This is a genomic window from Sorangium sp. So ce375, assembly GCF_051473855.1.
GTDB lineage: Bacteria > Myxococcota_A > Polyangia > Polyangiales > Polyangiaceae > Sorangium.
The window spans coordinates 9,310,411-9,330,326 of record NZ_CP150335.1; the positions used below are offsets into that span (position 1 = coordinate 9,310,411).

The 19,916-nt window shown below is 71.4% G+C and carries 16 protein-coding genes and 1 pseudogene; 6 read left to right on the plus strand and 11 right to left on the minus strand.

Annotated elements, in window-relative coordinates:
- Positions 1 to 48 precede the first annotated feature (48 nt).
- The 3 genes from WME90_RS34665 to WME90_RS34675 all read right to left on the minus strand — a co-directional run bounded on the left by WME90_RS34665 (position 49) and on the right by WME90_RS34675 (position 4,211).
- The gene (locus tag WME90_RS34665; RefSeq protein ID WP_437276336.1) at positions 49 to 681 is read right to left on the minus strand and encodes a hypothetical protein; all 633 of its coding nucleotides are present in this window, start codon (positions 679 to 681) and stop codon (positions 49 to 51) included.
- 164 nt (positions 682 to 845) lie between these two features.
- Positions 846 to 2,099 (minus strand): hypothetical protein, encoded by a 1,254-nt coding sequence (locus WME90_RS34670; protein ID WP_437276337.1) that lies wholly within the window; start codon positions 2,097 to 2,099, stop codon positions 846 to 848.
- Between the two features lie 1,347 nt (positions 2,100 to 3,446).
- On the minus strand, positions 3,447 to 4,211 hold the full coding sequence (locus WME90_RS34675; RefSeq protein ID WP_437276338.1) for a DUF1287 domain-containing protein: 765 nt from the start codon (positions 4,209 to 4,211) through the stop codon (positions 3,447 to 3,449).
- 181 nt (positions 4,212 to 4,392) lie between these two features.
- Between WME90_RS34675 and WME90_RS34680 the strand changes: the two genes are divergently transcribed.
- Both WME90_RS34680 and WME90_RS34685 read left to right on the plus strand, forming a co-directional pair.
- Complete coding sequence (locus tag WME90_RS34680; protein ID WP_437276339.1) at positions 4,393 to 5,127, plus strand: iron-containing redox enzyme family protein; 735 nt, start codon at positions 4,393 to 4,395, stop codon at positions 5,125 to 5,127.
- A gap of 112 nt (positions 5,128 to 5,239) precedes the next feature.
- Positions 5,240 to 6,214: a hypothetical protein gene (locus WME90_RS34685; protein WP_437276340.1), complete on the plus strand. Its 975-nt coding sequence runs from the start codon at positions 5,240 to 5,242 to the stop codon at positions 6,212 to 6,214.
- A 171-nt stretch (positions 6,215 to 6,385) separates the two neighbouring features.
- Here the strand turns inward: WME90_RS34685 and WME90_RS34690 are convergent, their stop codons facing one another.
- Positions 6,386 to 7,681: a serine hydrolase domain-containing protein gene (locus WME90_RS34690; RefSeq protein WP_437276341.1), complete on the minus strand. Its 1,296-nt coding sequence runs from the start codon at positions 7,679 to 7,681 to the stop codon at positions 6,386 to 6,388.
- 333 nt (positions 7,682 to 8,014) lie between these two features.
- Between WME90_RS34690 and WME90_RS34695 the strand changes: the two genes are divergently transcribed.
- A complete protein-coding gene (locus tag WME90_RS34695; RefSeq protein ID WP_437276342.1) occupies positions 8,015 to 9,679 on the plus strand; it encodes a sigma 54-interacting transcriptional regulator in 1,665 nt (554 codons plus the stop codon).
- A 655-nt stretch (positions 9,680 to 10,334) separates the two neighbouring features.
- Positions 10,335 to 10,946 carry a hypothetical protein gene (locus tag WME90_RS34700; protein ID WP_437276343.1) on the plus strand — a complete coding sequence of 204 codons (612 nt, stop codon included), beginning with the start codon at positions 10,335 to 10,337 and terminating at the stop codon, positions 10,944 to 10,946.
- Positions 10,947 to 11,082: 136 nt separating this feature from the next.
- Here the strand turns inward: WME90_RS34700 and WME90_RS34705 are convergent, their stop codons facing one another.
- The 4 genes from WME90_RS34705 to WME90_RS34720 all read right to left on the minus strand — a co-directional run bounded on the left by WME90_RS34705 (position 11,083) and on the right by WME90_RS34720 (position 13,561).
- Positions 11,083 to 11,265 (minus strand): hypothetical protein, encoded by a 183-nt coding sequence (locus WME90_RS34705; RefSeq protein ID WP_437276344.1) that lies wholly within the window; start codon positions 11,263 to 11,265, stop codon positions 11,083 to 11,085.
- A gap of 79 nt (positions 11,266 to 11,344) precedes the next feature.
- On the minus strand, positions 11,345 to 11,893 hold the full coding sequence (locus tag WME90_RS34710) for a hypothetical protein (protein ID WP_437276345.1): 549 nt from the start codon (positions 11,891 to 11,893) through the stop codon (positions 11,345 to 11,347).
- Positions 11,890 to 13,053: a helix-turn-helix domain-containing protein gene (locus WME90_RS34715; protein WP_437276346.1), complete on the minus strand. Its 1,164-nt coding sequence runs from the start codon at positions 13,051 to 13,053 to the stop codon at positions 11,890 to 11,892. The genes WME90_RS34710 and WME90_RS34715 overlap by 4 nt, the downstream gene beginning before the upstream one ends.
- Before the next feature lie 331 nt (positions 13,054 to 13,384).
- The gene (locus tag WME90_RS34720) at positions 13,385 to 13,561 is read right to left on the minus strand and encodes a hypothetical protein (RefSeq protein ID WP_437276347.1); all 177 of its coding nucleotides are present in this window, start codon (positions 13,559 to 13,561) and stop codon (positions 13,385 to 13,387) included.
- Positions 13,562 to 13,614: 53 nt separating this feature from the next.
- Between WME90_RS34720 and WME90_RS34725 the strand changes: the two are divergent.
- Positions 13,615 to 13,770, plus strand: a pseudogene (locus WME90_RS34725) (hypothetical protein); the annotation flags it as partial.
- A 4-nt stretch (positions 13,771 to 13,774) separates the two neighbouring features.
- Here WME90_RS34725 and WME90_RS34730 read toward each other — a convergent pair.
- From WME90_RS34730 to WME90_RS34740, 3 genes are all read right to left on the minus strand, one after another.
- A complete protein-coding gene (locus WME90_RS34730; RefSeq protein WP_437276348.1) occupies positions 13,775 to 16,603 on the minus strand; it encodes a serine/threonine-protein kinase in 2,829 nt (942 codons plus the stop codon).
- 108 nt (positions 16,604 to 16,711) lie between these two features.
- Positions 16,712 to 17,758, minus strand: a complete 1,047-nt coding sequence (locus WME90_RS34735; RefSeq protein WP_437276349.1) for a DUF6268 family outer membrane beta-barrel protein — start codon at positions 17,756 to 17,758, stop codon at positions 16,712 to 16,714.
- Positions 17,755 to 19,107 carry an alpha/beta hydrolase family protein gene (locus WME90_RS34740; RefSeq protein WP_437276350.1) on the minus strand — a complete coding sequence of 451 codons (1,353 nt, stop codon included), beginning with the start codon at positions 19,105 to 19,107 and terminating at the stop codon, positions 17,755 to 17,757. Before WME90_RS34740 ends, WME90_RS34735 begins: the two co-directional genes overlap by 4 nt.
- Positions 19,108 to 19,207: 100 nt before the next feature.
- Here WME90_RS34740 and WME90_RS34745 point away from each other — a divergent pair, with 100 nt between their 5' ends.
- The gene (locus WME90_RS34745) at positions 19,208 to 19,870 is read left to right on the plus strand and encodes a TetR/AcrR family transcriptional regulator (RefSeq protein ID WP_437276351.1); all 663 of its coding nucleotides are present in this window, start codon (positions 19,208 to 19,210) and stop codon (positions 19,868 to 19,870) included.
- The last annotated feature ends 46 nt before the right edge of the window (positions 19,871 to 19,916 follow it).

Below are 19,916 nucleotides of genomic sequence, written 5' to 3' on the forward strand. Positions count from 1 at the left end.
TTCGACCTCACGATGTCGGGGGGAGCAACCGTGCGACGCTCGAACACCTCACTTGCACGGCGGAGGCGGCGGCGGCATCGGCGGGATGATCTCGCCCTCGTCCGGAGGCGGCGGCGGCATCGGCGGGATGATCTCGCCCTCGTCCGGAGGCGGCGGCGGCATCGGCGGGATGATCTCGCCCTCGTCCGGAGGCGGCGGCGGCATCGGCGGGATGATTTCGCCGCCCTCACCGTCCGGAGGCGGCGGCATCGGCGGGATGATTTCGCCGCCCTCACCGTCCGGAGGCGGCGGCGGCATCGGCGGGATGATCTCCCCTCCCTCGCAGTCGGGAGGCGGCGGCGGCATCGGCGGGATGATCTCCCCTCCCTCGCAGTCGGGAGGCGGCGGCGGCATCGGCGGGATGATCTCCCCGCCCTCGCAGTCGGGAGGAGGCGGCGGCATCGGTGGAATGATCTCCCCCTCGTCCCCAGGCGGCGGCATCGGTGGGATGATCTCGCCCTCGTCCCGAGGCGGCGCCATCGGCGGGATGATCTCGCCTTGATCGCCCTGACCCGTGCCCTGCTCGGCGCCCGGCGGACCACAGGCGACCACGAACACGGCAGCAGCCGCGGCGGCAGCTCGGGACACCCGCTGCACCAGGGCCACCGTTCGAGGCGGCGGCGTGGGCAACGGCGAGAGCAAGGCTGCATCGTCCGAAGGAAAGTCACGTGACATGAACACCTCCGCTCAACGCAGCAAGCAGGCCGTGTGCCATCCCGCCACCACCGGACCTCCCTGAAGTTCTCGCCTTCTACGACGCTGCCCGACGCCGCCGTCGCGCGTGGCCCAGAGTGGCTCAGCGGAGCTCACCGCAAGGCCCGCGCGAGCGCGGCCTCGTCGACCTCGTCTTCGGCGGCGTGCTCGAGCGCCGCGCGCAGCGCGTCGTCGGCCGTGGCCCCGGCGGCGACGCGGATGTGCTCCTGCGCCTCGGGGTAGCCGGCGACGCGCAGGAGCAGGGCGGCGCCGACGCGGCGGTCCCGCGGGGCGCTGGCGTCGTCGAGGGCGAGGAGCGCGTCCTCGGGGGTCAGGCCGGCGGCGCGGTAGTCGCCGGCGGCGAGCAGCTTGCGGAGGTCCTCGCGCCAGGCCGCGAGATCGCGGCCGCGCCGCTCCAGCGCCTCGGCGCCGCGCGGCGCTGCGCCGGCGGCGGCCCCTTCGTGCGCCTCGCGGATGCGCTGCGCGAGCGCCTCGGTCAGGGCTTCCCCCGTCCGCAGCACGAGAGGGATGCCGCCGCCCCGGCGAAAGAGAAGGAGCCGCTCGCCGCGCGTCCCGACCGAGTCGACCTCGGTGTAAGGGAGCCAGACGGACGAGAAGGGCCGCTCGACGCGCACGCCGTCGGTGCCCACCACGACCTGGGTGCGGCGCGCGGCGCGACGGAGGAGCCACGTCGACACAAGGGCGAGGGCAAACCACGCCACGACCGGCCCGGAGCTGCCGGAGGCCGTCAGCGGCACGGCGATCGATGCGATCACGATGAGCCAGAGCATCATGAAGAGCGGCAGGCCGACGCAGCCGGCCACGAGCTCGCGGTGGACGCTGCCGAGCGAGACCGCGACGCGCCGCTCCGTCGGGCCGATCCCGAGAGCCGCGAGCAGGCGCGCGCCCTCCTCCTCTCGCGCCACCTGCATCTCGATCACCCGCCCGCGGCTCAGCCGGAGCTCGGCGCGGACGCGCAGATCCGACAGGACGATGCCGGAGCGGATCTCGGCGCGCGGGATCGAGCGCTCCAGGGCGCCGAAGGCGAAGCGCAGCCCGGCCGCGCCGGCGGCCACGCGGACCGGCCCCCTCCAGCGGATGCCCGTGGTGATGAGCAGGGCGCTCACGAGCGAGAGGCCCAGGGCGGCGAGCACGCCCGGCAGGGTCAAGGCGAGGGCGTTGAGGGCGAACCCGCGGAGGCTCGGCTCGCCCAGCACGTCTGCGAGGATCACGGCGAGCACGCTGGCCAGGAAGGGCCCCACGATCGCGAGCAGCGCGAGGCCTGCGAAGATGCGGCCGAGGCCCTCGTGGCGCCCCGCGAGGCGGTGGCTCGTGAACTCGAAAGCAGGTCGGGAGGTCGCCCGCATCGCCGGGACCATTCTGCGCCCTTTGTCGGGGAGATCTCCAGCACGTATTCCTCGGCTCGTCCCCTGGGCCTGGCAGGCGCGGCGCTCTGCTAGAGCAACGAACGGGTTGAAACCTACCTGAATTCAATGGGTTGTGAGTCCCAACCGATCTTCCAGGGAGCAAGCTCCAAGGGCAACGAATGCGGGAAAGAGAGCAACCGCAAGGGCGCCAGGGCCGCAAGGGACCAGAGAAGAGAAATTTTCTTGCCTTCCCCTTGCGCCCCTTGCGCCCTTGCGGTTGCTCTTCCCTTCTGTTGATTTCCTCGGAACTCCAACGTGATCGGTGCGCTAGTACTGCAGCCGCACGTCGGTGAGCGCCGAACGAGCTGGACTCCACCAGTGCGCGGACGAGCCAAGCGTCACGATCGCCCGCCCGCTCATCGAAATCCGCGAAGATTCCGCGACGTGCGGCTGTAGTACTAGGAGCCCCTGCGCGTGGAGGGCGCCGTGCAGAGCGCGGCCGCGCCGATCATGGAGATGTAGAGGCGTCGTTCGGTCGGGGTTTCGTCGTCATGGCCCACCGACGAACGGCGCTGCCGACAGGATGCGGGAGGCGAAGAGATTGGGGGGAGGGAGAGGAAGAAAGAGAGATTCACAGGGAGGCGGGGAGGCGGGGAGGTGAGAGATGGGGAAGAGATTCAGACTCCAGGAGCCCGGGACCGACGTGACGGTGCACCTCGATACACGCTCCGACAACTCGCTCGGACAGATCCCACGACCTTCTCGCTTCCCTGTCTCCCTGCGCCCAACCGATGCTCATGCCTATCTATCGACGCGAGACCAACTCTGGTTGTGCGGAATCGACATCGCCGGGAACCACCCTGCAAACGGGCCCCCTGAAAGCAGTCGCCCCAAGCGAGCGCGCTCGAAGAATGGCCCCACCTCTCCCCCTCCTCCCTTTGTCTGTCTCTCTCCTCCCCGCCTCCCTGTGTTCTCTCTCTTTCTCTTTCTCTGTCACGCGCCCAACAAGCCGCTGGGAACAATCGACCAGGTTGGCCAGCCGACCCAGGTTCGCTGCGCGCTGGCCGCCAGGGACACGTGAGCGAGCGTCAGGGACACGAACAGGGCCGCCTGGGACAATGGGCACGCCGAGCGGCGACCGGTGAGACAGCGGCCAGGGACACGTGGATCGTCGTCAGGGACGAGGCACGAGGTGTCAGGGACACGGCAACCGCCCCAGGGGACGATCGCTGATGCGCCAGGGACACCCCTGAGCTCGTTTGCCTGTCCCTGGCGTCCCTGAGCGGCTCCTACGGAGCGACCCGACCCAGGTTGGGCGACCTCCCCAGGTAGCGCGACCCGCACCGCTCACGGCCCGGAGCCGCCCCGCCCTTCCTCGACCCCTTCCCGCGTCGCCGCGCCGCGGATCCTGAAGTGGCCGAGCACGGTCCACGCGTCGAGGACATCGTCCTCGGTCGGCGTCGGCCCGAGGTTGTGCAGGACGAGCGGGATGCCGCGCGGCCCCTTGCGATCGCTGACGATACCCACGTGATCCGGCCTGCACGAAGGGCACGGCTTGAGCGCCCAGACCACGATATCGCCAGGCTCCCAGGTCCTCACCGCGGCCTCGTCGAACGTCCTCGGGAGCGCCGTGGCGTGGGCGCGCAGGTAGGTCAGCATCGGCCCGACGCGGCGGTGGTCGATGTTGCGATCGGGACGCTCGACCGTCGTGTAGACGGCCCGGCGCGCGAGGATGTCTTCATGGATCTTCTGCTGGAGATCGATGCCCGCGGCGCGGACGGCGCGGACGACGACATCGGTGCAGACGCCGCGATCGGGGGCCGGATCGCCGTTGGGGTAGCCGATGGCGACCCAGGCGGGGTCGTAGGCGACGCCGCGGGCGACCTCGAGGCGGGCGCGGGCGACGATCGGATCGGCCGACGCGGGCGCGACGGCGGGCTCTGCAGGAGGCGCCGCAGCCGGCGCGGGCGCCGGGCTCGACGCGGGCGCCGGCGCCTCTGCGCGCACCGGCGCAGGGGCGGACGCGAGGCTGTCCTCGCGCGAGACGAGCCCCTGCGCCCCACAGGCCAGGAGGGTGACCGCAGCGACGAACGCCAAGGATCGTGAGCGCATTGTCGCTCATCGGCCGAAGGGGGTGATCTGTGACAGGACAGCGCGCGAGCGCCCCCACGCTCTCCAGGCCACCCCCTGCCCTGACGGCGCGCCGCCGTCTGCGCGGGTGGCGACGACGGCGCTGGGCAGACGCCTTCGGTGCTGTACAACCAAGGCTCCCCCCTTGCCGAGGAGCTGCCGCATGACGCGTCGTCTTCAGGAGCGCCTGCTCGCGATCATGGACCGCAAGAACCACTGGGCCTGGGCGCACCTCACCGGCCCCGGCCTCACGCGCGACCAGCTCGCGGTCCACCTCCGGCACGAATACCGGGTCTTCGTGCGCGACTTCCCGGTGCTGCTCGCGCGTGTGCTCGGCCAGTCGCCGCCCGCCGCGGTGCGCAGCGCCCTCTCGGAGAACCTCTTCGAAGAGCAGACCGGCAAGCTCTCGCTGGGCGTGTCGCACCCGGAGCTCTTCCTGGAGATGATCGATGGCCTGGGCATCCCGCGCGCGGCCATCGAGGACGAGTCGATCCCGCTCGAGCCCGAGGCCGGCGCCTACAGGGCCCTGCTCGATCACACGAGCGCGGCGCCGCCGTGGGTCGTTGGCGCGGCGGTGCTGACGATCTTCGTGGAGGGCAGCGTGCACGAGCGCGCAGAGCTCCTCGGGCAGCGCGAGGCGCCGCCGATCGAGGAGGCGCTGCGCGCGCACCCGATGGTGCGTCACTACGGGTGTCCGCCCGAGCGCATGCGCCTGGTGAGGGCGCACCGGGCGGTGGAGGGCGGGCACCGGCGGGACGCGTGGGAGATGGTGCTGGGGCACGTGCCGGACGAGGGCCCGATGGCGGAGGCGGTCGCCTCGGCGGTCGCCTCGGCGCACGCGGCCTGGCTCGCGTACCGGGATGGAGTCGCGCGCGCGATGGGGCTCCGGCAGGCGTGAGCGGGCCTCCGCCCACTCCTCCGGTTGTGCCTGACATGCGCAGGGTTCACTGGTAAAGTCGCGCGCATCGCTTGGGCACATTCACTGCCCGTTGTTGAGGAGATCTCCCAGTATGTCCTTCTCGGCTCGTTCCTTTGCCTTCTTTGCGGCGCTCACGCTCGCGTCCGTGGCCGCGTGCGGTGACGACTCCAGCTCCGGAAGCGGCGCCGGCGGGTCCGGCGGTGACGCCGCGGGCCCCGGGAGCACCTCCGCCGGCCCCGGCGCGACCAGCGGCGGCGCGACAAGCGGCGGCGCCACGAGCGGCGGCGACGTCACCAGCGGCAGCACGACGACCAGCGGCTCAGGCGACGTCACCAGCGGCAGCTCCACGACGAGCAGCGGCTCAGGCGACGCCACCACGGGCGCCGGGGGCAACGACACCACGACCAGCACGGCGACCGGCGACCCGGATCCCGGCGGGTGCAGCATCTTCTGCTCCGACTTCGAGGGCGGCTCGCTGCCTTCGGAGCTCCAGTTCTTCCCGGAGTACCAGCGGTCGAAGATGGCTGATTTCGTGACGCTGGACAGCACCGGTCACAGCGGCACGCACTCCGTCAAGGTCTCGGGCACGGACTTCAGCCAGATGCTCGGCGTGGCCGTGCCGAGCAACTTCTGGGGCAGGATCTACCTCAAGAGCGCGACCGACATCCAGATGGGCCACAACACGTATGTCGCGGCCGTGGAAGGCAACGGGGATCCCAACAACGGAGAGCAGATCCGCATCGGCGAGCACCAGTGTCAGCTCGAGCTGAACCGCAAGAGCGACGACAAAGAGATGCTCTCGAACGGCGGAATGTACATGTGCAGCGGCGGCGTGAAGCTCGTCGCGAACACCTGGTACTGCCTCGAGTTCCACTACGACGGACCGGGCCGCTCGGTGAGCGTGTTCGTGGACGGCGCCGAGGTCAACGCGATGCACGTCACGGACTGGGGTCCGTACGACTACAAGCTCTTCAAGTTCGGGTTCGAGAAGTACCACGGCGGCGCGAAGACGATGTGGTACGACGACCTGGCGCTCAACTCGGCGCGCGTCGGCTGCGGCAAGTGACGCCGCGCCGCGCGGCGCCGGAGGGGGCGTGAAGAGCGCCTGAAGAGAGGAACCGCAAGGGCGCATGGGGCGCAAGGGACCAGAGGCGAGATGTTTCTTGCCTCCCCCTTGCGCGCTCTCGATCTCACTTCCCTTCTGTTGATTTCCTGTGATGGCCGGCGCCCGCCGGGCTCACGCGTCGAGGGCGGCGTTGACGATCCCGTCGAAGAACTCCACGTTCCCGACCGCGTCGAGCATCCGGTTCCAGCCGATCTCGTCGAGCGGCGTCGGCAGGCCGTGGTTGGTCAAGAGGACCCCGATCAGCTCGCGGCGGCGATCGATCCACAGGAAGCACCCCGTGCCGCCCGCCTTGCCATAAGAGCCCGTCGTAAGGCGCGACCCGCCGTGGGAGAAGCGGCGGGTCGCGAGCTCCCATCCATAGCCCTTGGGCGTCATCAGGAGGTTCGTTATCGGAGACAAATCGGTCTCCTCTGCCCTGACCTCGGGCGTCTGGTTGTTCACCATGGCGGCGGCGGCCTGGCGGCTCAGGACGCGGACGCCGCCATACCTGCCGCCGTTCAGGATCATCTGGCAGAACACCGCGATGTCCCTCGCCGTCGAGAAGACGCCGTCACAGCCGACGATCCCGCCGAGCGCGTGATCCTGGTCGTCCTGCACCTCGCCGCGCAGCACCCGGCCCCGGGCCTCGGAGTAGCCCGTGGCCGCGGTGCGCGCGATCAGCTCCGCCGACGGGTTGAAGGTCGTGTCGCTCATGCCGAGCGGGCCCCAGATGCGCTCCTTCGCGAAGGTGTCGAGATCCACGCCCGCGGCGGCCTCGATCACCCGCCCGAGGAGGCGGTAGGTGAGATCGCTGTAGAGCACCTGCGTCCCGGGGACGTACTCGAGCGGCGACTCCGCCATGCGCCGCCAGACGCGCTCGCCGTCCGGATCGTCCAGGAAGTGGCAGTCGAGCGGCAAGCCGGATGTGTACCGGAGCATGTCGCGCACCGTGACGGCCTCCTTCCCGTTGGCCGCGAACTCCGGGATGAAGTCGGCCACGCGGTCGTTCATCCGCAGCACGCCGTCCTGCACGAGGATCATCGCCGACGTCGCCGTCGCCAGGACCTTGGTGATCGAGAGCACGTCGAACAGGGTGTCGAGCGTGACCGGCTCGTCCGCGCCGCGGACCCGGGTGCCGAACGCCCGGTGCCCGACGATCCTCCCCCGCCGCGCGATCAGGGCGACCGCGCCCGGGAAGAGGCCGTCGTTCACGCGGCGCTGGATGCGCGCGAAGACGTCCTCGATGCGCTCCGAGCACAGGCCGACGGCCTCGGGCCGGCCAGGGGCGAGCTCCTCGTGCGTCACTTGCACGTGCGCCTCGGCCAGCCGGGTCGACAGGACGGCCGGCGCGAACGCGGCCACCGCCGCCGTGCGGCCCAGCCCCTGAAGGAGGCGCCTGCGATTGAAGGGTCCATGCTCGTTACACATGATCGCTCCTGATCCATACTCCGTAGGGGGCGCGCCGCGCCGCTGCTGAGCCCGCTCGACCGCGCTTCACGCGCCGTCGCTCGAGGCCGCCATCGACGCTCGCGAGCGCCCGAGTTCCTGGATGAGCAGGAGGCGTGCCGAGCACCGGCCCCAGCGATTCGCGGCGCCGCCGCGCGTGGGCGCCGGCCGCCGGTGCGCCGATCGTGCATCGGTCTGCACGATCGGCCGCGCCATCGCCCGCACGATCCGGACGATCTGCACGGTTTTGCACGATTCGTGCAATCCAGCGCAAACCGGCGCGCGGCAGCGCGCGGCGGCGCGTAGGATGTGCTCGTGGACGAAGGCTCTCCCGGCAGCGATGTGCGGGGCTCCTGCACGACGACGCTCCGGCTCGCGATCGTGGCCGGCAACACGATCACCTTCGCCCCGCTGCCGCCCCGCGGCAGCGTCGTCCTCGGCCGCGACGAGGGGTGCGACGTGCGGATCGAGGATCGCTCGGTCTCGCGCCGGCACGCCGTCCTCCACGTCGGTCCCCCGCTCCGGATCGAGGACCTCGGGAGCGCCAACGGCACCTTCGTCGGCGAGCAGCAGCCGCGCGCGGTGACGGTGCGGACCCACCGCCTGCGGCGCCTCTCGCGGGAGAGCGCCGAGGTCGGCATCGGCGAGCGCTTCAACCTCGGCGCGACGACCGTCGTCGTCGGCCGCGCGCCCGCGGGCGCGGCCGAGGAGCCCGACCGCGGCCAGCCGCCCGCGGACATCGTGGTGCTGGCCCCGGCGATGCTGGCGCTCTACGAGCAGGCCGCCCGCGCCGCGCGGAGCCCCATCAGCGTGCTCATCCTCGGCGAGACGGGGGTGGGCAAGGAGGTGCTCGCCCGGACCCTCCACGCGCGCTCGCCGCGGTCGAGCGGGCCCTACGTGGAGCTGAACTGCGCCGCGCTGCCGCCGTCGCTCCTCGAGGGCGAGCTCTTCGGCCACGAGAAGAGCGCCTTCACGGGCGCCAGCCACGCGCGCGCCGGCCTCCTCGAGGCGGCCCACGGCGGGACGCTGTTCCTCGACGAGATCGGCGAGCTGCCCCTCGCCTTCCAGGCGAAGCTGCTCCGCGTCCTCGAGGACCGGAAGGTGCTCCGCATCGGGGGCCGCACCCCCCGCCGGCTCGATCTCCGCTTCGTGGCGGCGACGAACCGCGATCTCGAGGCGGAGATCGCGGGCGGCGCCTTCCGCCAGGACCTCTACTTCCGGCTGAACGGCATCGCCCTCGTCGTCCCGCCGCTCCGCGAGCGGGTCGCCGAGATCGGCCCGCTCGCCAGCCGGTTCCTCGAGGAGGCGTGCCGGCGGCTCGACCAGCGCAGCGCGCCCCGCATCTCGCCGCAGGCGCTCGCCGCCCTCGAGGCGTACGCCTGGCCGGGGAACGTGCGCGAGCTGCGCAACGTGATCGAGCGCGCGGCGGTCCTGTGCGCGGGCGAGTCGGTCCTGCCCGCGGATCTGCCGCCGCACCTGATGAGCGGCGCCGCGCCCCCCCCGGGCCGCGCCCCGCTGCCGTCCAGCGGCAGCGTGCCCCCGCCGCCCAGCGGCGCCGCGCTGCCGCAAACCGACGTCGCGCCGCCCAGCGGCGCCGCGCCGCCATCGAGCCGCGCCGCGCCGCCGCCAGCAGACGCAGCACCGCCATTGAGCGGCGCGGCGCCGTCATCGAGCCGCGCCGCGCCCCCCAGCGGCGCCGCGCCTCCGTCGAGCCGCGCCGCGCCTCCGTCGAGCCGCGCCGCGCCCCCGCCAGCAGACGCCGCGCCCCCGCCAGCCGACGCCGCGCCGCCCAGCAGCGACGCCATGGCGAGGCTCCGGCTCGAGATGAAGGCCGTCGACCGGCAGCGCGTCATCGAGGCCCTCGAGCGGTCCGCGGGCAACCAGACGCGCGCCGCGAAGCTCCTCGGCGTGTCGCTGCGCACGCTGATCAACCGCATCGACGAGTACGGCATCCCGCGGCCGCGGAAGCGCTCGCCCTGAGCGCTCACGAGCTCGACGAGAGCGCGGCGCGCGAGTCCGCCGCGCCCAGCGCGCGGGACGCCCCCTCCCGGCTGGCACGATCCTCAGGAATCGCCTGGCGAAGGAGCTCCCTCGGGCTGGCGATGCGCGGACCTATGTTTCCGGGCACATTTCTCATGATGGATGGGCGCGCCGCACGTCTGGCAGCGAGCTCCACACTCGTTGGTCACGATCGATCGTGCACATAGAGCGCACCGCTTGCCGACATAGGGTAGATCCGGTGGCTCGCCGACGAAGAACTCCACCTCTTTCGCTGCGCGCCGAACCCGACGACGGTGGGTGAAAAGCCGAAGCAAACCGACCGATCCGCCGACGAGCGCGCCAACCGCCGCCGCTGCGGCCAGGGCTAGAATCTTGCCAGGGCGGTCCCGCTGTGTAGGTTCATCCGAGATCCATGAAGCGACCTCCCTGCCCGCCGCATCCCGCCACCGTCTCCGGGCATTCACGGCCTCCGCATCCAGCGACCGTGGTGCAGGCCAGGCGCGGCCCGGGCTCCCCGTCGACGACCCGCGCCCCCCACGCCGCCAAGGCCCCGCTCGAACGAGCGTCGGGGCGAGGTTCGATTCAGAGGGCGATCCTGGGCATCAACGGGGAGAAAGCATCGCTGCTGCACGCGATGAGCACGGCGGTATTCACCGAGGCCAAGCGCATCGACAATTCGGTCATGGAAGTGCAGGTCACCAAGCTCGGCGGAAAATATTGTTTTGCCTCGAACACCGCTGGCCAAGCGAACAACCACGCTCATCTCGCCGCGGCTCTCACCAACCTGACGCGTGCGCACACGCTGCAGTTCGATGGCAAGGAGGTGAAGGTGGGCCAGCTCGAACGGGTGGAGGGGCCCTTGCACGCCGAGCAGAACATCCTCCGTGAGCTCGCGAGGCGCCTGAGAGCCGCGGGGAACGACTTTGCCAAGTACCCCGAGCACGTCTTCGTGGTCGGCTCGAAGAAGCCATGCACGGTCTGTCGAAGGGTGCTCCTCTCGTTCAAAGCGGCGCTGGACGCAAACTACCCGGGCGTGAAGCTGCATTTCGTGAACGAGTCGGGGGCGAGCACCGACGTGGACGCGCTCGATCTCTCGGATCTGTCCGTCGGCGGCATGCCCAGATTCCAGGCCTTCGTACAGGACTACACGAATCGACTGGCGGCGCAGCCGGCGCAGCTCACCGGCGAAAACGTGGCTGCAGGCGTTCGAATGGCAGCGGCGATCGATTTCATGCAGCTCACTTGACCGGGGTCAGCGTGCGCGTGGATGTTCACGATCTGCTCAGGTGCTCGGCGCACCCGCCGATCGTCGAGCTCGCGGTGCCAAGGCGGCGGCGCGGAGTACGGCACCCCGCGGCCTCGGAAGCGGCCTCCCTGAGCGCTCACGACCTCGACGAGAGCGCGGCGTCCGCGGCGCCCAGCGCGCGATCGTGGTCCGGGAGCATCGCGTAGCAGCCGTCGCGGATCAGCGCGTGCCGGAACGCGTACTCCTCCTCGTCCGCGAGGCGGCTCTGCTCGCGGCGCTCGAGCAGCTCGCGCTGGAGCATCCAGGGCAGCCAGTCCACCGCGAGCGTCGATCCGCCGGCGTCCCCGAGCAGGGATGGATGGGCCTGGGCCCCGGTGGGCGCTTGCCTTGGAGTCCGATCACAGCGCTGCTAACCACGACTGCCACCAACTCGGGACGGCGCCGTGGCTCGCAGCCCTCGCTGCAACTTGCTTTACGGCGCTCGCGGGGAGTGCCCCGCGGAGGAACAGCGTCCGGATGAAAACCGGCACTCGCATGACGCGTTCGCCCGTGTGAAAGAGCTCGTTTAGGGCCCACAGGACCGCGGTCTTGTCGCCGGTCACGAACAGAAGTCCTGCGTCGCTCGCCGCGATCGCGATGGAGGCGGCCTCGCCTTGGTCCTTCTCCTTGACCGTCTGGAGCGGTGCGAGGAGGGCCTGCATGAGCGTGGCCTCTTGGGTGCCCGGGAGGATCTCGATCTTCCTGATTCGTGCGCCGTCGAGGGCTGCGGCCGCCTGTCGCTTCTTACCAACGAGATCACTCGAGTCGTCTGGCTTGGGCAACGTGACCTCGTCGAAGACCTTTTCGGCGACGGCCATATCGAGAGTCTGCGCCGCATCCACGAGCGCAGACAGAAGCTGAGCGTTCTGGAAGTCCACGAGGACGTTCGCATCGAGCAGGAAGGTCACAGCGCACCGCGCTCCCACGGGAGCGGCTCGCCGGGCTCTAGCTCGAGCAGCGCTCGCGCCGCACCGTCCGTGATGAGGCTGCGATCATGGGCGTCCTGCGTGCGGGCGATCAAAGCTTGTCGCCACGCATCGTGTTCGCCGGCTGGCGGCGTGGCTGACTGGGGGTTCTCCCGCCCCTGCGCGCGCTGGATCAAATCCTCCCGGAAGGCGGAGATCCTAGCGATGTAGCCGTGGTTGTAAAGGTGGTTGACAGCGATCTCGGCGGGCGTCTTGAAGTGCGTCCGGACCTCGTCCACCATGCGATCTGCTTGGGCAGGCGTGTCCGTCTGCCTGCCTTCTTGCCCCAGCAGCTTCCTCAAGCCGAAGAGCGGGATGAGCATCTCGGCCGCGAACGCGCCGGCCCGTTGCTCGATCGGCGGCCTCGCCTGGCTCTCTCGGATCAGGTCGTCAAGGATAATGTCGACGATGCCTCCCCTGGGCTCGTCGAAGACGATATGGCACAGCTCGTGGCAGATGCTCACACGATCGACGAGCCATGCCTGGAAACTGCCAACCGGGGGACCATCCTTGACCGATGGATTGAGCACAACGGCGGCCGCGTGGGTCGCCGAGGAGCGAACGGCGGCGGCCTGCAACGCCGCCGTCGCCAGCGGCGCAACGATAACGGGGACGTCGAACTGCTCGGCAAGCAACTCGGGCAGGCTGCCTAGCGGCTCTGTGGTTCGTCCGAGGGCCCTACGCACAAGCCTGGCGTAATGGTACCCGTCTTGAGCCGGGTCGGCTCCGGGCGGCTTTGGCTTGAACCGACCGGCGAGGCTCGTCTTGCCGACGATGGCCGATACCTTGGCGAGCGCCGTTGCTCGCTCAAGAGCGCGGCGCAGCACCGGGAGATCTCCGTCTTGGAAGTCACTCCCTGCGGCGTAGCGAGGCAACACCACGAGGGTTCGCTCTACCTCGCGACCATTGTAGAGAGCAAATGCGTCAATCCCCAGCACCGACGCGATGCGATCGAGCTTCGCGGTCGAGACAAGCTGCTCCCCCCGTTCGATCGAGCCCAACATGGCAACATCTAGCGACGTGCTGGCGGACAGATCTTCGAGTGATACACCGAGGCGCTTCCTGGCTGCCTCGATAGCTCGTCCGATGTCGTGCGCTAGCATGCGGGATTCGTACCATGTCCCCCCCAACGAGGAAAGGTCGCGGAGGCTAGCCCGCGCAAAGCCATTCCGACCTGTCAAGAATTTCCCGGCAACCACCGGCGGTTGCCTTGACGCACAAAGTACAACCTACTGGTGCGCCTACAAAAACAACAGATCCGACCAGTTCACTCGGTTGTGGCATATTGTCCATCAACACTGAGCTCGTCCAAACGCAGTCACGCACGTCCCCCGCAGCGCACCGTGTCCGGCATCGACGGCTCCTCGGGCGGCTCCCGCCGCCCGGGCCTGATCGAAAGCGTTCCACCTGACGCGCGGCACGCCGGGTCGTGGTCTACAGGTCCGCCCCGATCGGCGGGGCCTCGCTCCGGGTAGGGTCTCGCCCTCGCTTGGCCGGCAGAGGGTGCACCGACATGCCGAGGTGCTCGAGGATCTTCGTGATCGTGGCGCGCTCGATGATCGCGCAGAGGATGCAGATCCCGCACGGGGTACTTTCGGCACCGAGTTCCATCGTCGCACCTCGATGGCGAGCTCTTCGGACACGAGAAGAGCGCCTTCACGGGCGCCAGCCACGCGCGCCCCGGCTCCTCGAGGTGGCTCACGGCGGCACGCTGTTCCTCAACGAGATCGGCGAGCTACCCCCTCGCCTTCCAGGTGAGGCAGCTCCGCGTCCTCCAGGACCGGAAGATGCTCCGTATCGGGGAAAGCGGCGCTCCCTGAGCGCTCACGACCTCGACGAGAGCGCGGCGTCCGCGGCGCCCAGCGCGCGGGACGCCCCCTCCCGGATCCCGCGGAGCACCGCCTCGACGTCCCGCTCCGCGCCCAGGGCGAGCCCCCGCTCCGCGAGCGAGCGCGCGGCGGCCGGGTCGCTCCCGGCGAGCGCCTGCTCCGCCGCGTGCAGGTAGAACTCCACGGCGAGCCGCGGCTCGCCGCCCCGCTCGAAGTGCTCGGCGAGCACCTTGGGGTCGTGCTCTCCCGCCTGCAGCAGCCACTCGGCGGCGAGCCTGTGCCCGAGCGCGCGATCGTGGTCCGGCAGCATCGCGTAGCAGCCGTCGCGGATCAGCGCGTGCCGGAACGCGTACTCCTCCTCGTCCGCGAAGCGGCTCTGCTCGCGGCGCTCGAGCAGCTCGCGCTGGAGCATCCAGGGCAGCCAGTCCACCGCGAGCGTCGATCCGCCGGCGTCGCCGAGCAGGGCGAGCGCCCCCGTCTTCCAGAACGCCTCGCCGAAGACGCTCGCCGCCCGGAGCAGCCGCCGCGCCTCCGCGGGGATCGCCTCGAGCCGCGCCTCGACCATGCCCAGGATCGTCTCCGGCAGCCTGTCCGCGCGCCCCTCCGCGACCGCCCGGATGAGCTCCTCCAGGTAAAAGGCGTTGCCGCTCGCGCGCTCGACGAGGCGCGAGACCTCCGAGTGCGGGAACCCGTCGCCGAGCATCTGCCGCACGAGCTCCTCGGCCGCGCGGCGCGGCAGGGCGCCGAGCGTCATCTCGTGGACCTCGCTGCCCTCCCAGAGGACGGGGAAGGCCTTCCGCACCTCGACGCGCGCCAGGTAGAGCACCGCGAAGGGCCTGTCGCGGAGCTCCCGGAGCACCCGCGCGATGAGCTTGAGCGACGCCGCGTCGCCCCACTGGATGTCCTCGAGCACGAGCAGGTAAGGCCCCGCCGCGCACGCCGCCTCCATGAAGTCGAGGTAGGCGAGCGGGATCTGGTCGGCCATCAGGGCCGGGCTCTGCCGCGCCTCGAGGAACCTCGGATCGGCCTCGCCCGGGAACGGCGTGCCGACGATCTCGCCGAGGAAGGCGGCGATCCGCGTCCTCTCGCCCGGCGAGAGCGACGGGGCGCGGGCGACAAGCGAGAGGAGCCGCTCCCGCTGCGCCGGGGCGGGCTCGCCGCCGGTGATCCCGGCCGCGCCCCGGAGCGCGGAGCCGAGGAGCGAGAACGGCGAGCCCGCGCTCAGCGAGTCGCCGCGGCCGACCGCGACCGTGAGCTCGGGGTGCCGCTCCCGCAAGATCTCGATGAGCTCGTACCGCAAGCGGGATTTGCCGATCCCGGGCGGCCCGGTGATCAGGATCGCGCGGGGCTCGGGCCCGCCGAAGCTGTCTTCCAGGAGCTCGCGCAGGTTCCGGAGCTCCCTGTCGCGGCCGACGTAGGGGCTCGGCTTCCCGAGGAGCGTCCGCGCCGACCGGCCGACCTCGCGCTCCTGCAGCAGGAAGAACGTGCCGGGCCGGGCCGGCTCGATCTCGAACCGCGCGTCGAGCAGCGCCCGCGTGACGTCGTCGATCCACACGGGCGCGGGCCTCCGCTCCGGGCGCGCCTCGCGCTCCGCGAGGGCGAGGAGCGCGGCCGCGCGGTCCATGACGGGCCCGACCGGGAGGCTGCCTGTGTGCTCGGCGCGGCCGGTCGCGAGCACGACGGAGGCCTCCGGCACGAGCTCGCCGAGCTTCAGGGCGCACCGCGCCGCGCGCGCGGCCTGCAGGGCGGCGTCGCCCACGCCGGCGATCGAGAGCACGATCGTCCCGTCGGCGAGCGCGTCCACGCGCGCCCCGAACGCCTGCGCGCTCGTGTAGAGCCTCCTCGTGAGGTCGCTCGTCGCCGCGGCGACGAGCGTGCTGGCCGCGCTGTCGCAGGGCGAAAAGCGCGGCTCCCGCGCGGCCACCATCGAGAGCAGCCGGAGCTCGCACGCCGTGATCGCCTCGTACAGGACGGGGGGCGCGGCCAGGCCGCTCGTGGGATCGCGCTCGAGGGCGTCGAGCGCCTCGACGACGGCCGAGCCGTCGCGCGGCCGCTGCTCCGGGTCCTTGGCGAGCATGCGGGCGACGAACTCGTCGAGCTCCTGCGGCACCTCGGGCCGGAGGTTCCGCACGCGCGGCGGGTCTTCCATGAGGAGCTTCGCGAGGAGGGCCATCACGTGCTGGCCCTGGAACGCGGGCCTGCCCGTGAGGCACTCGAAGAGCACGGCGCCGAGCGAGAAGATGTCGGCCCGCGCGTCGAGGCGGTCGCGCTCGCCCGTGGCCTGCTCCGGGGCCATGTAGCCCGGGGTCCCCATCACCGAGCCGGTCCGGGTGAGCGTGCCGATGGTGCGCTTCATCCGGGCGATGCCGAAGTCGAGCACCTTGAGGCCGGCGACCTCGCCGCCGACGAGCAGCAGGTTGCTCGGCTTGACGTCGCGGTGGACGATGCCCCGCGCGTGCGCCGCCCCGAGCGCCTCGGCGGCGGCGCGGAGCAGGGCGAGGCTCTCCTCGAGATCGAGCTTCTGCCGGGCGAGGCGCTGCGCGAGGCTCTCCCCTTCGAGCCACTCCATGGCGAGGTACGGCATCCCGTCGGGGGTGATGCCGTGGGCTACGTGCCGGACGATCCTCGGGTGATCGAGCTCGGCGAGGATGCGTGCCTCGTGCTCGAAGCGGTGCGCGGAGCTCCGCTCGGGCGGGCCGAGGAGCTTGAGTGCGACCTGACCCCCCGTGGCCCGGTCGATGGCGCGGTAGACGGTGCCCATCCCACCGAAGGCCGCGACGCGCTCGAGCTGGAAGCGGCTGTCGATGACCTCTCCCGGGCGCATAAGGCGGAGGATGCACCGGCGTCGAGCCGTCTTCAACGGTCCGGCGAGCGGCCGGAGGTCGGTGTGCGGCTATACGCTCGCGACGCCCATCGGGTGGTGAGTCGCGCTTCAGCTCCTCGGGATACGCCACGTCACGCCGGCGCGAAAGAAGGGCACGTTCGGGATGCTCTGCCCGCCTCCGGGGATGGCGTCGTCCTCGTCGTTCATCGGCTCGTAGCGACGGAACAGGCTGTGACCCGCCTGGGCGGTCAGCCACACCGACGCGAAGGCGCGCACGCCGAGGGTCACGCCCGCGGTCGCGACGGAGTAGGCGATGTGATCGACGCACTCGGAGGGCCGCGCCGCCCGCTCGTCCTGCTCGGTCGCCGGGTCGTCGGCCGGCTGGGCCGCGCACGGCCACGCGCCCGTGACGCGCGGGTCGCGCACCGCGTAGGCGTTCCCCGCCAGGTCGGCGCGCAGGCCGACCTCGACGCGATCCGAGAAGAGGAGCTTCACGGCCGCGAAGCCCGGCAGGAAGGCCTCGACGCGGAGCTGGGGGCTCGGCGTCCAGTCGACGTACGCGGCCGGCAGCGGGAGGAACGAGCCGAAGCTGTACGACGCGAGCGCGCCGCCGCCGAGGACGAGCTTCTCCGAGAGCGTGTGCGTGGCGAGCCCGAGCGCGCTGACGCGGACGAGCCCGCCGTCGAAGGCCTCGAAGTCGCCCGCGAGCCCCGGCGCGACGCGCAGCGAGAGCGACCAGTCGTGGGGGAGCAGCTGGACGAACAGCACCGGGACGTCGACGGCGTGGAAGGCCCGGAGCTCGTCGAAGCCGGGCGAGACGCCGGCGTACGAGATCGCCTCGACGTGGTAGGTCGCCCCCGGGATCAGGAACGTCTTCTCTCCGAGGGGGATCGGGGCGTTGGCGTTGACCTCGTACGAGGAGACCTGCGCCCGCGTGGGGCGCGGATCCTCGAGCGCGGCGCCCGGCATGTACTGGGCGCTCAGGTCCACGAGATCGGGGAGCTGGGCCCACGCCGCGCCCGGCGCGAGGACGACGAGGAGGACGAGGAGCGGCGCCAGGGCGAGGAGCCGCAGGGCGCGCGCGCTCCGGCGGGAGGGGCCCCGGCGTCGACGCCCGTCCGTGGAGCGCGCGGCGGCGCGATCGGCCGGCCTCATCGCGCCACCCGCTCGTCGAGCCAGTCGAACAGCCGCGCCTGGGCGAGGAGCTGGTTGCCGCCCTGGCAGTGGACCTGCGACGCCGTGCTCGCGTCGAACACCATCATGTGCTTCGGGCACGTGAGCGCGCCGTAGAGGCGCTCCGACTCGCCTGGAGACGCGTCCTCGGCGCTGCCCTCCATGATCAGCGTCTCGCAGCGGATGCCCGCGACGCCATCGGCGTTGTCGTACTTGCGGAGCTCGTCGATCACCTCGTGCGGCGTCGAGACGCCGTGCTTCCAGGTCACGTCGTCGAAGTACCAGCGCGCGTCGGGCATCACGACCGAGGCGGCGTCGATGGCGCGGTCGAAGGCCGCGGGGCCGCGCTCGTGCAGCTCGAGCAGGCCGGGCATCGACGCGAAGTGGCGCAGCATCGCGTCGCGCCAGCTGACGACGCCCGGGTTGGCGACGAGGGCGCGCAGGCGGCGCTCGCGCGAGGCAGCCCGCGGCGCGAGGTAGCCGCCGAACGAGAGGCCCATCAGGACGAACCTGCCGGCGTCGAGCCGCTCGTCGCGCTCGGCGAAGTCGAGCACGCGGCCCACGGGGACCTCCCAGTCGGGCCGGAAGGGGTGTCCGTGGAGGCGCAGCGAGGCGCCCTGGCCCGGGCCGTGGAACGAGAGGACGTGGTAGCCCCGCTGGAGCGCTCCGTCGATGACCCACATGGTGTCCTCGGGCCACGCGTGGAGGCCCTGCTGCAGCACGATCGCCGGCGCGCGCTCGACCCCGGGCGCGTAATGAACGCGGCCATAGAGCACCCCGTTCTCGTAGGGGATGTCGACTTGCCGGGAGTCGTAGCCCCGCATGCGGAGCGCCCGCCCGTGCAGGTCGAGCCCCGCGGTCGTCGCCTCGACGAGGCGCGGGTCGGAGCGATCCGCGTAGCGCATCAGCCCGGCCCGGTAGTACGCGCCCGCGCGCAGGAAATGCGACGCGGCGCTCCGCGTGTGGCCGCGGGCCTCCGCCTCCTCGCCGTAGCCCTGCACCCGCTTCGCGGTGGCCAGCCACTGGTCGAACCACGAGCGCTCGTCGCCCGGGCGGATGCGGGTCGCGGTGTCGAGCACCTCGCCGACGTCGGTGAGCCCCATCGACGCGAGGCCGAGCCAGAACACGAGCTGCGCGTCCATCACCGGCTGGCCGATGAACTTGAACCGGTGCCAGACAGGGGCCGCCTGGCCCCGCCCGAGCGTGTCGTCGCCGTGGAACCGCGCGGACGCGACCTCCTGATCGACCCCGCGGCGGCCCGACGCGAACCCGAGCGCCGCCGCGCCCCCCGCGACCGCCGTGTGGGTGAGAAATCTCCGCCGATCGACCATCGGTGCCCCTCCAGCTCCTGAAGAAACAAACGTTTGAAACATGTGTTTTAATCATTGACGCCTGACGGGCGCATCGTCAAGCTGTGTTTCAAACAATCGTATGAACGACCGTGACCCCCTCGCCCCTGCGGACGATCTCGATCCACGGCAGCGGCTCGTGGTCGCTGCGATCGATCAGATCGAGAAGCACGGCATCGGGCAGCTGACGGTGCGGAAGCTCGCGGCGGCGGCCGGGGTCAACATCGCCGCGGTGAACTACTACTTCCGGTCGAAGGAGGCGCTCGTCGCGGCGGCGCTCGAGGGGTCGATCCGGAACATGCTGGCGGACAGCGAGGAGTTCCTCGCCCGGATGCCCGGCGATCCCCTGGAGGCGCTGAGCGGGCTGCTCGGGTACTACCTCGAGGGCGGGATGCGGTACCCGAACATGGGCAGGGCGCTCCTGCACGACGCGTTTCACGCGGACGACTACAGCGGTCCCTTCCCGAAGCTCTTCGCGCCGGTGATGGAGCGGCTGCGCGATCACGTCCGTGCGGCGGTGCCCGGGCTGGACGAGCGCGCGGCGGCGCGCCGGGTGGTGGCGGCGCTCTCGGCGGTCTTCTTCCCGACGTTCTTCGCGGGGCTTTACGCGGGGCTGAGCGCGCTCGGCTCGCCGGCCGACCGCCTCGCCTATGCGCGAGAGCTGGCGCGGCAGACGCTGGCGCCCGTCGCGGCCCCGGAGCCAGCGGCGCCCGCGGCCCGCGGCAAGCGGCCGAAGGGCGGGTGAGCCGCGGGGATCGCGGGCACCCGCCAGAGCGGCGGCGAGCCTTCAG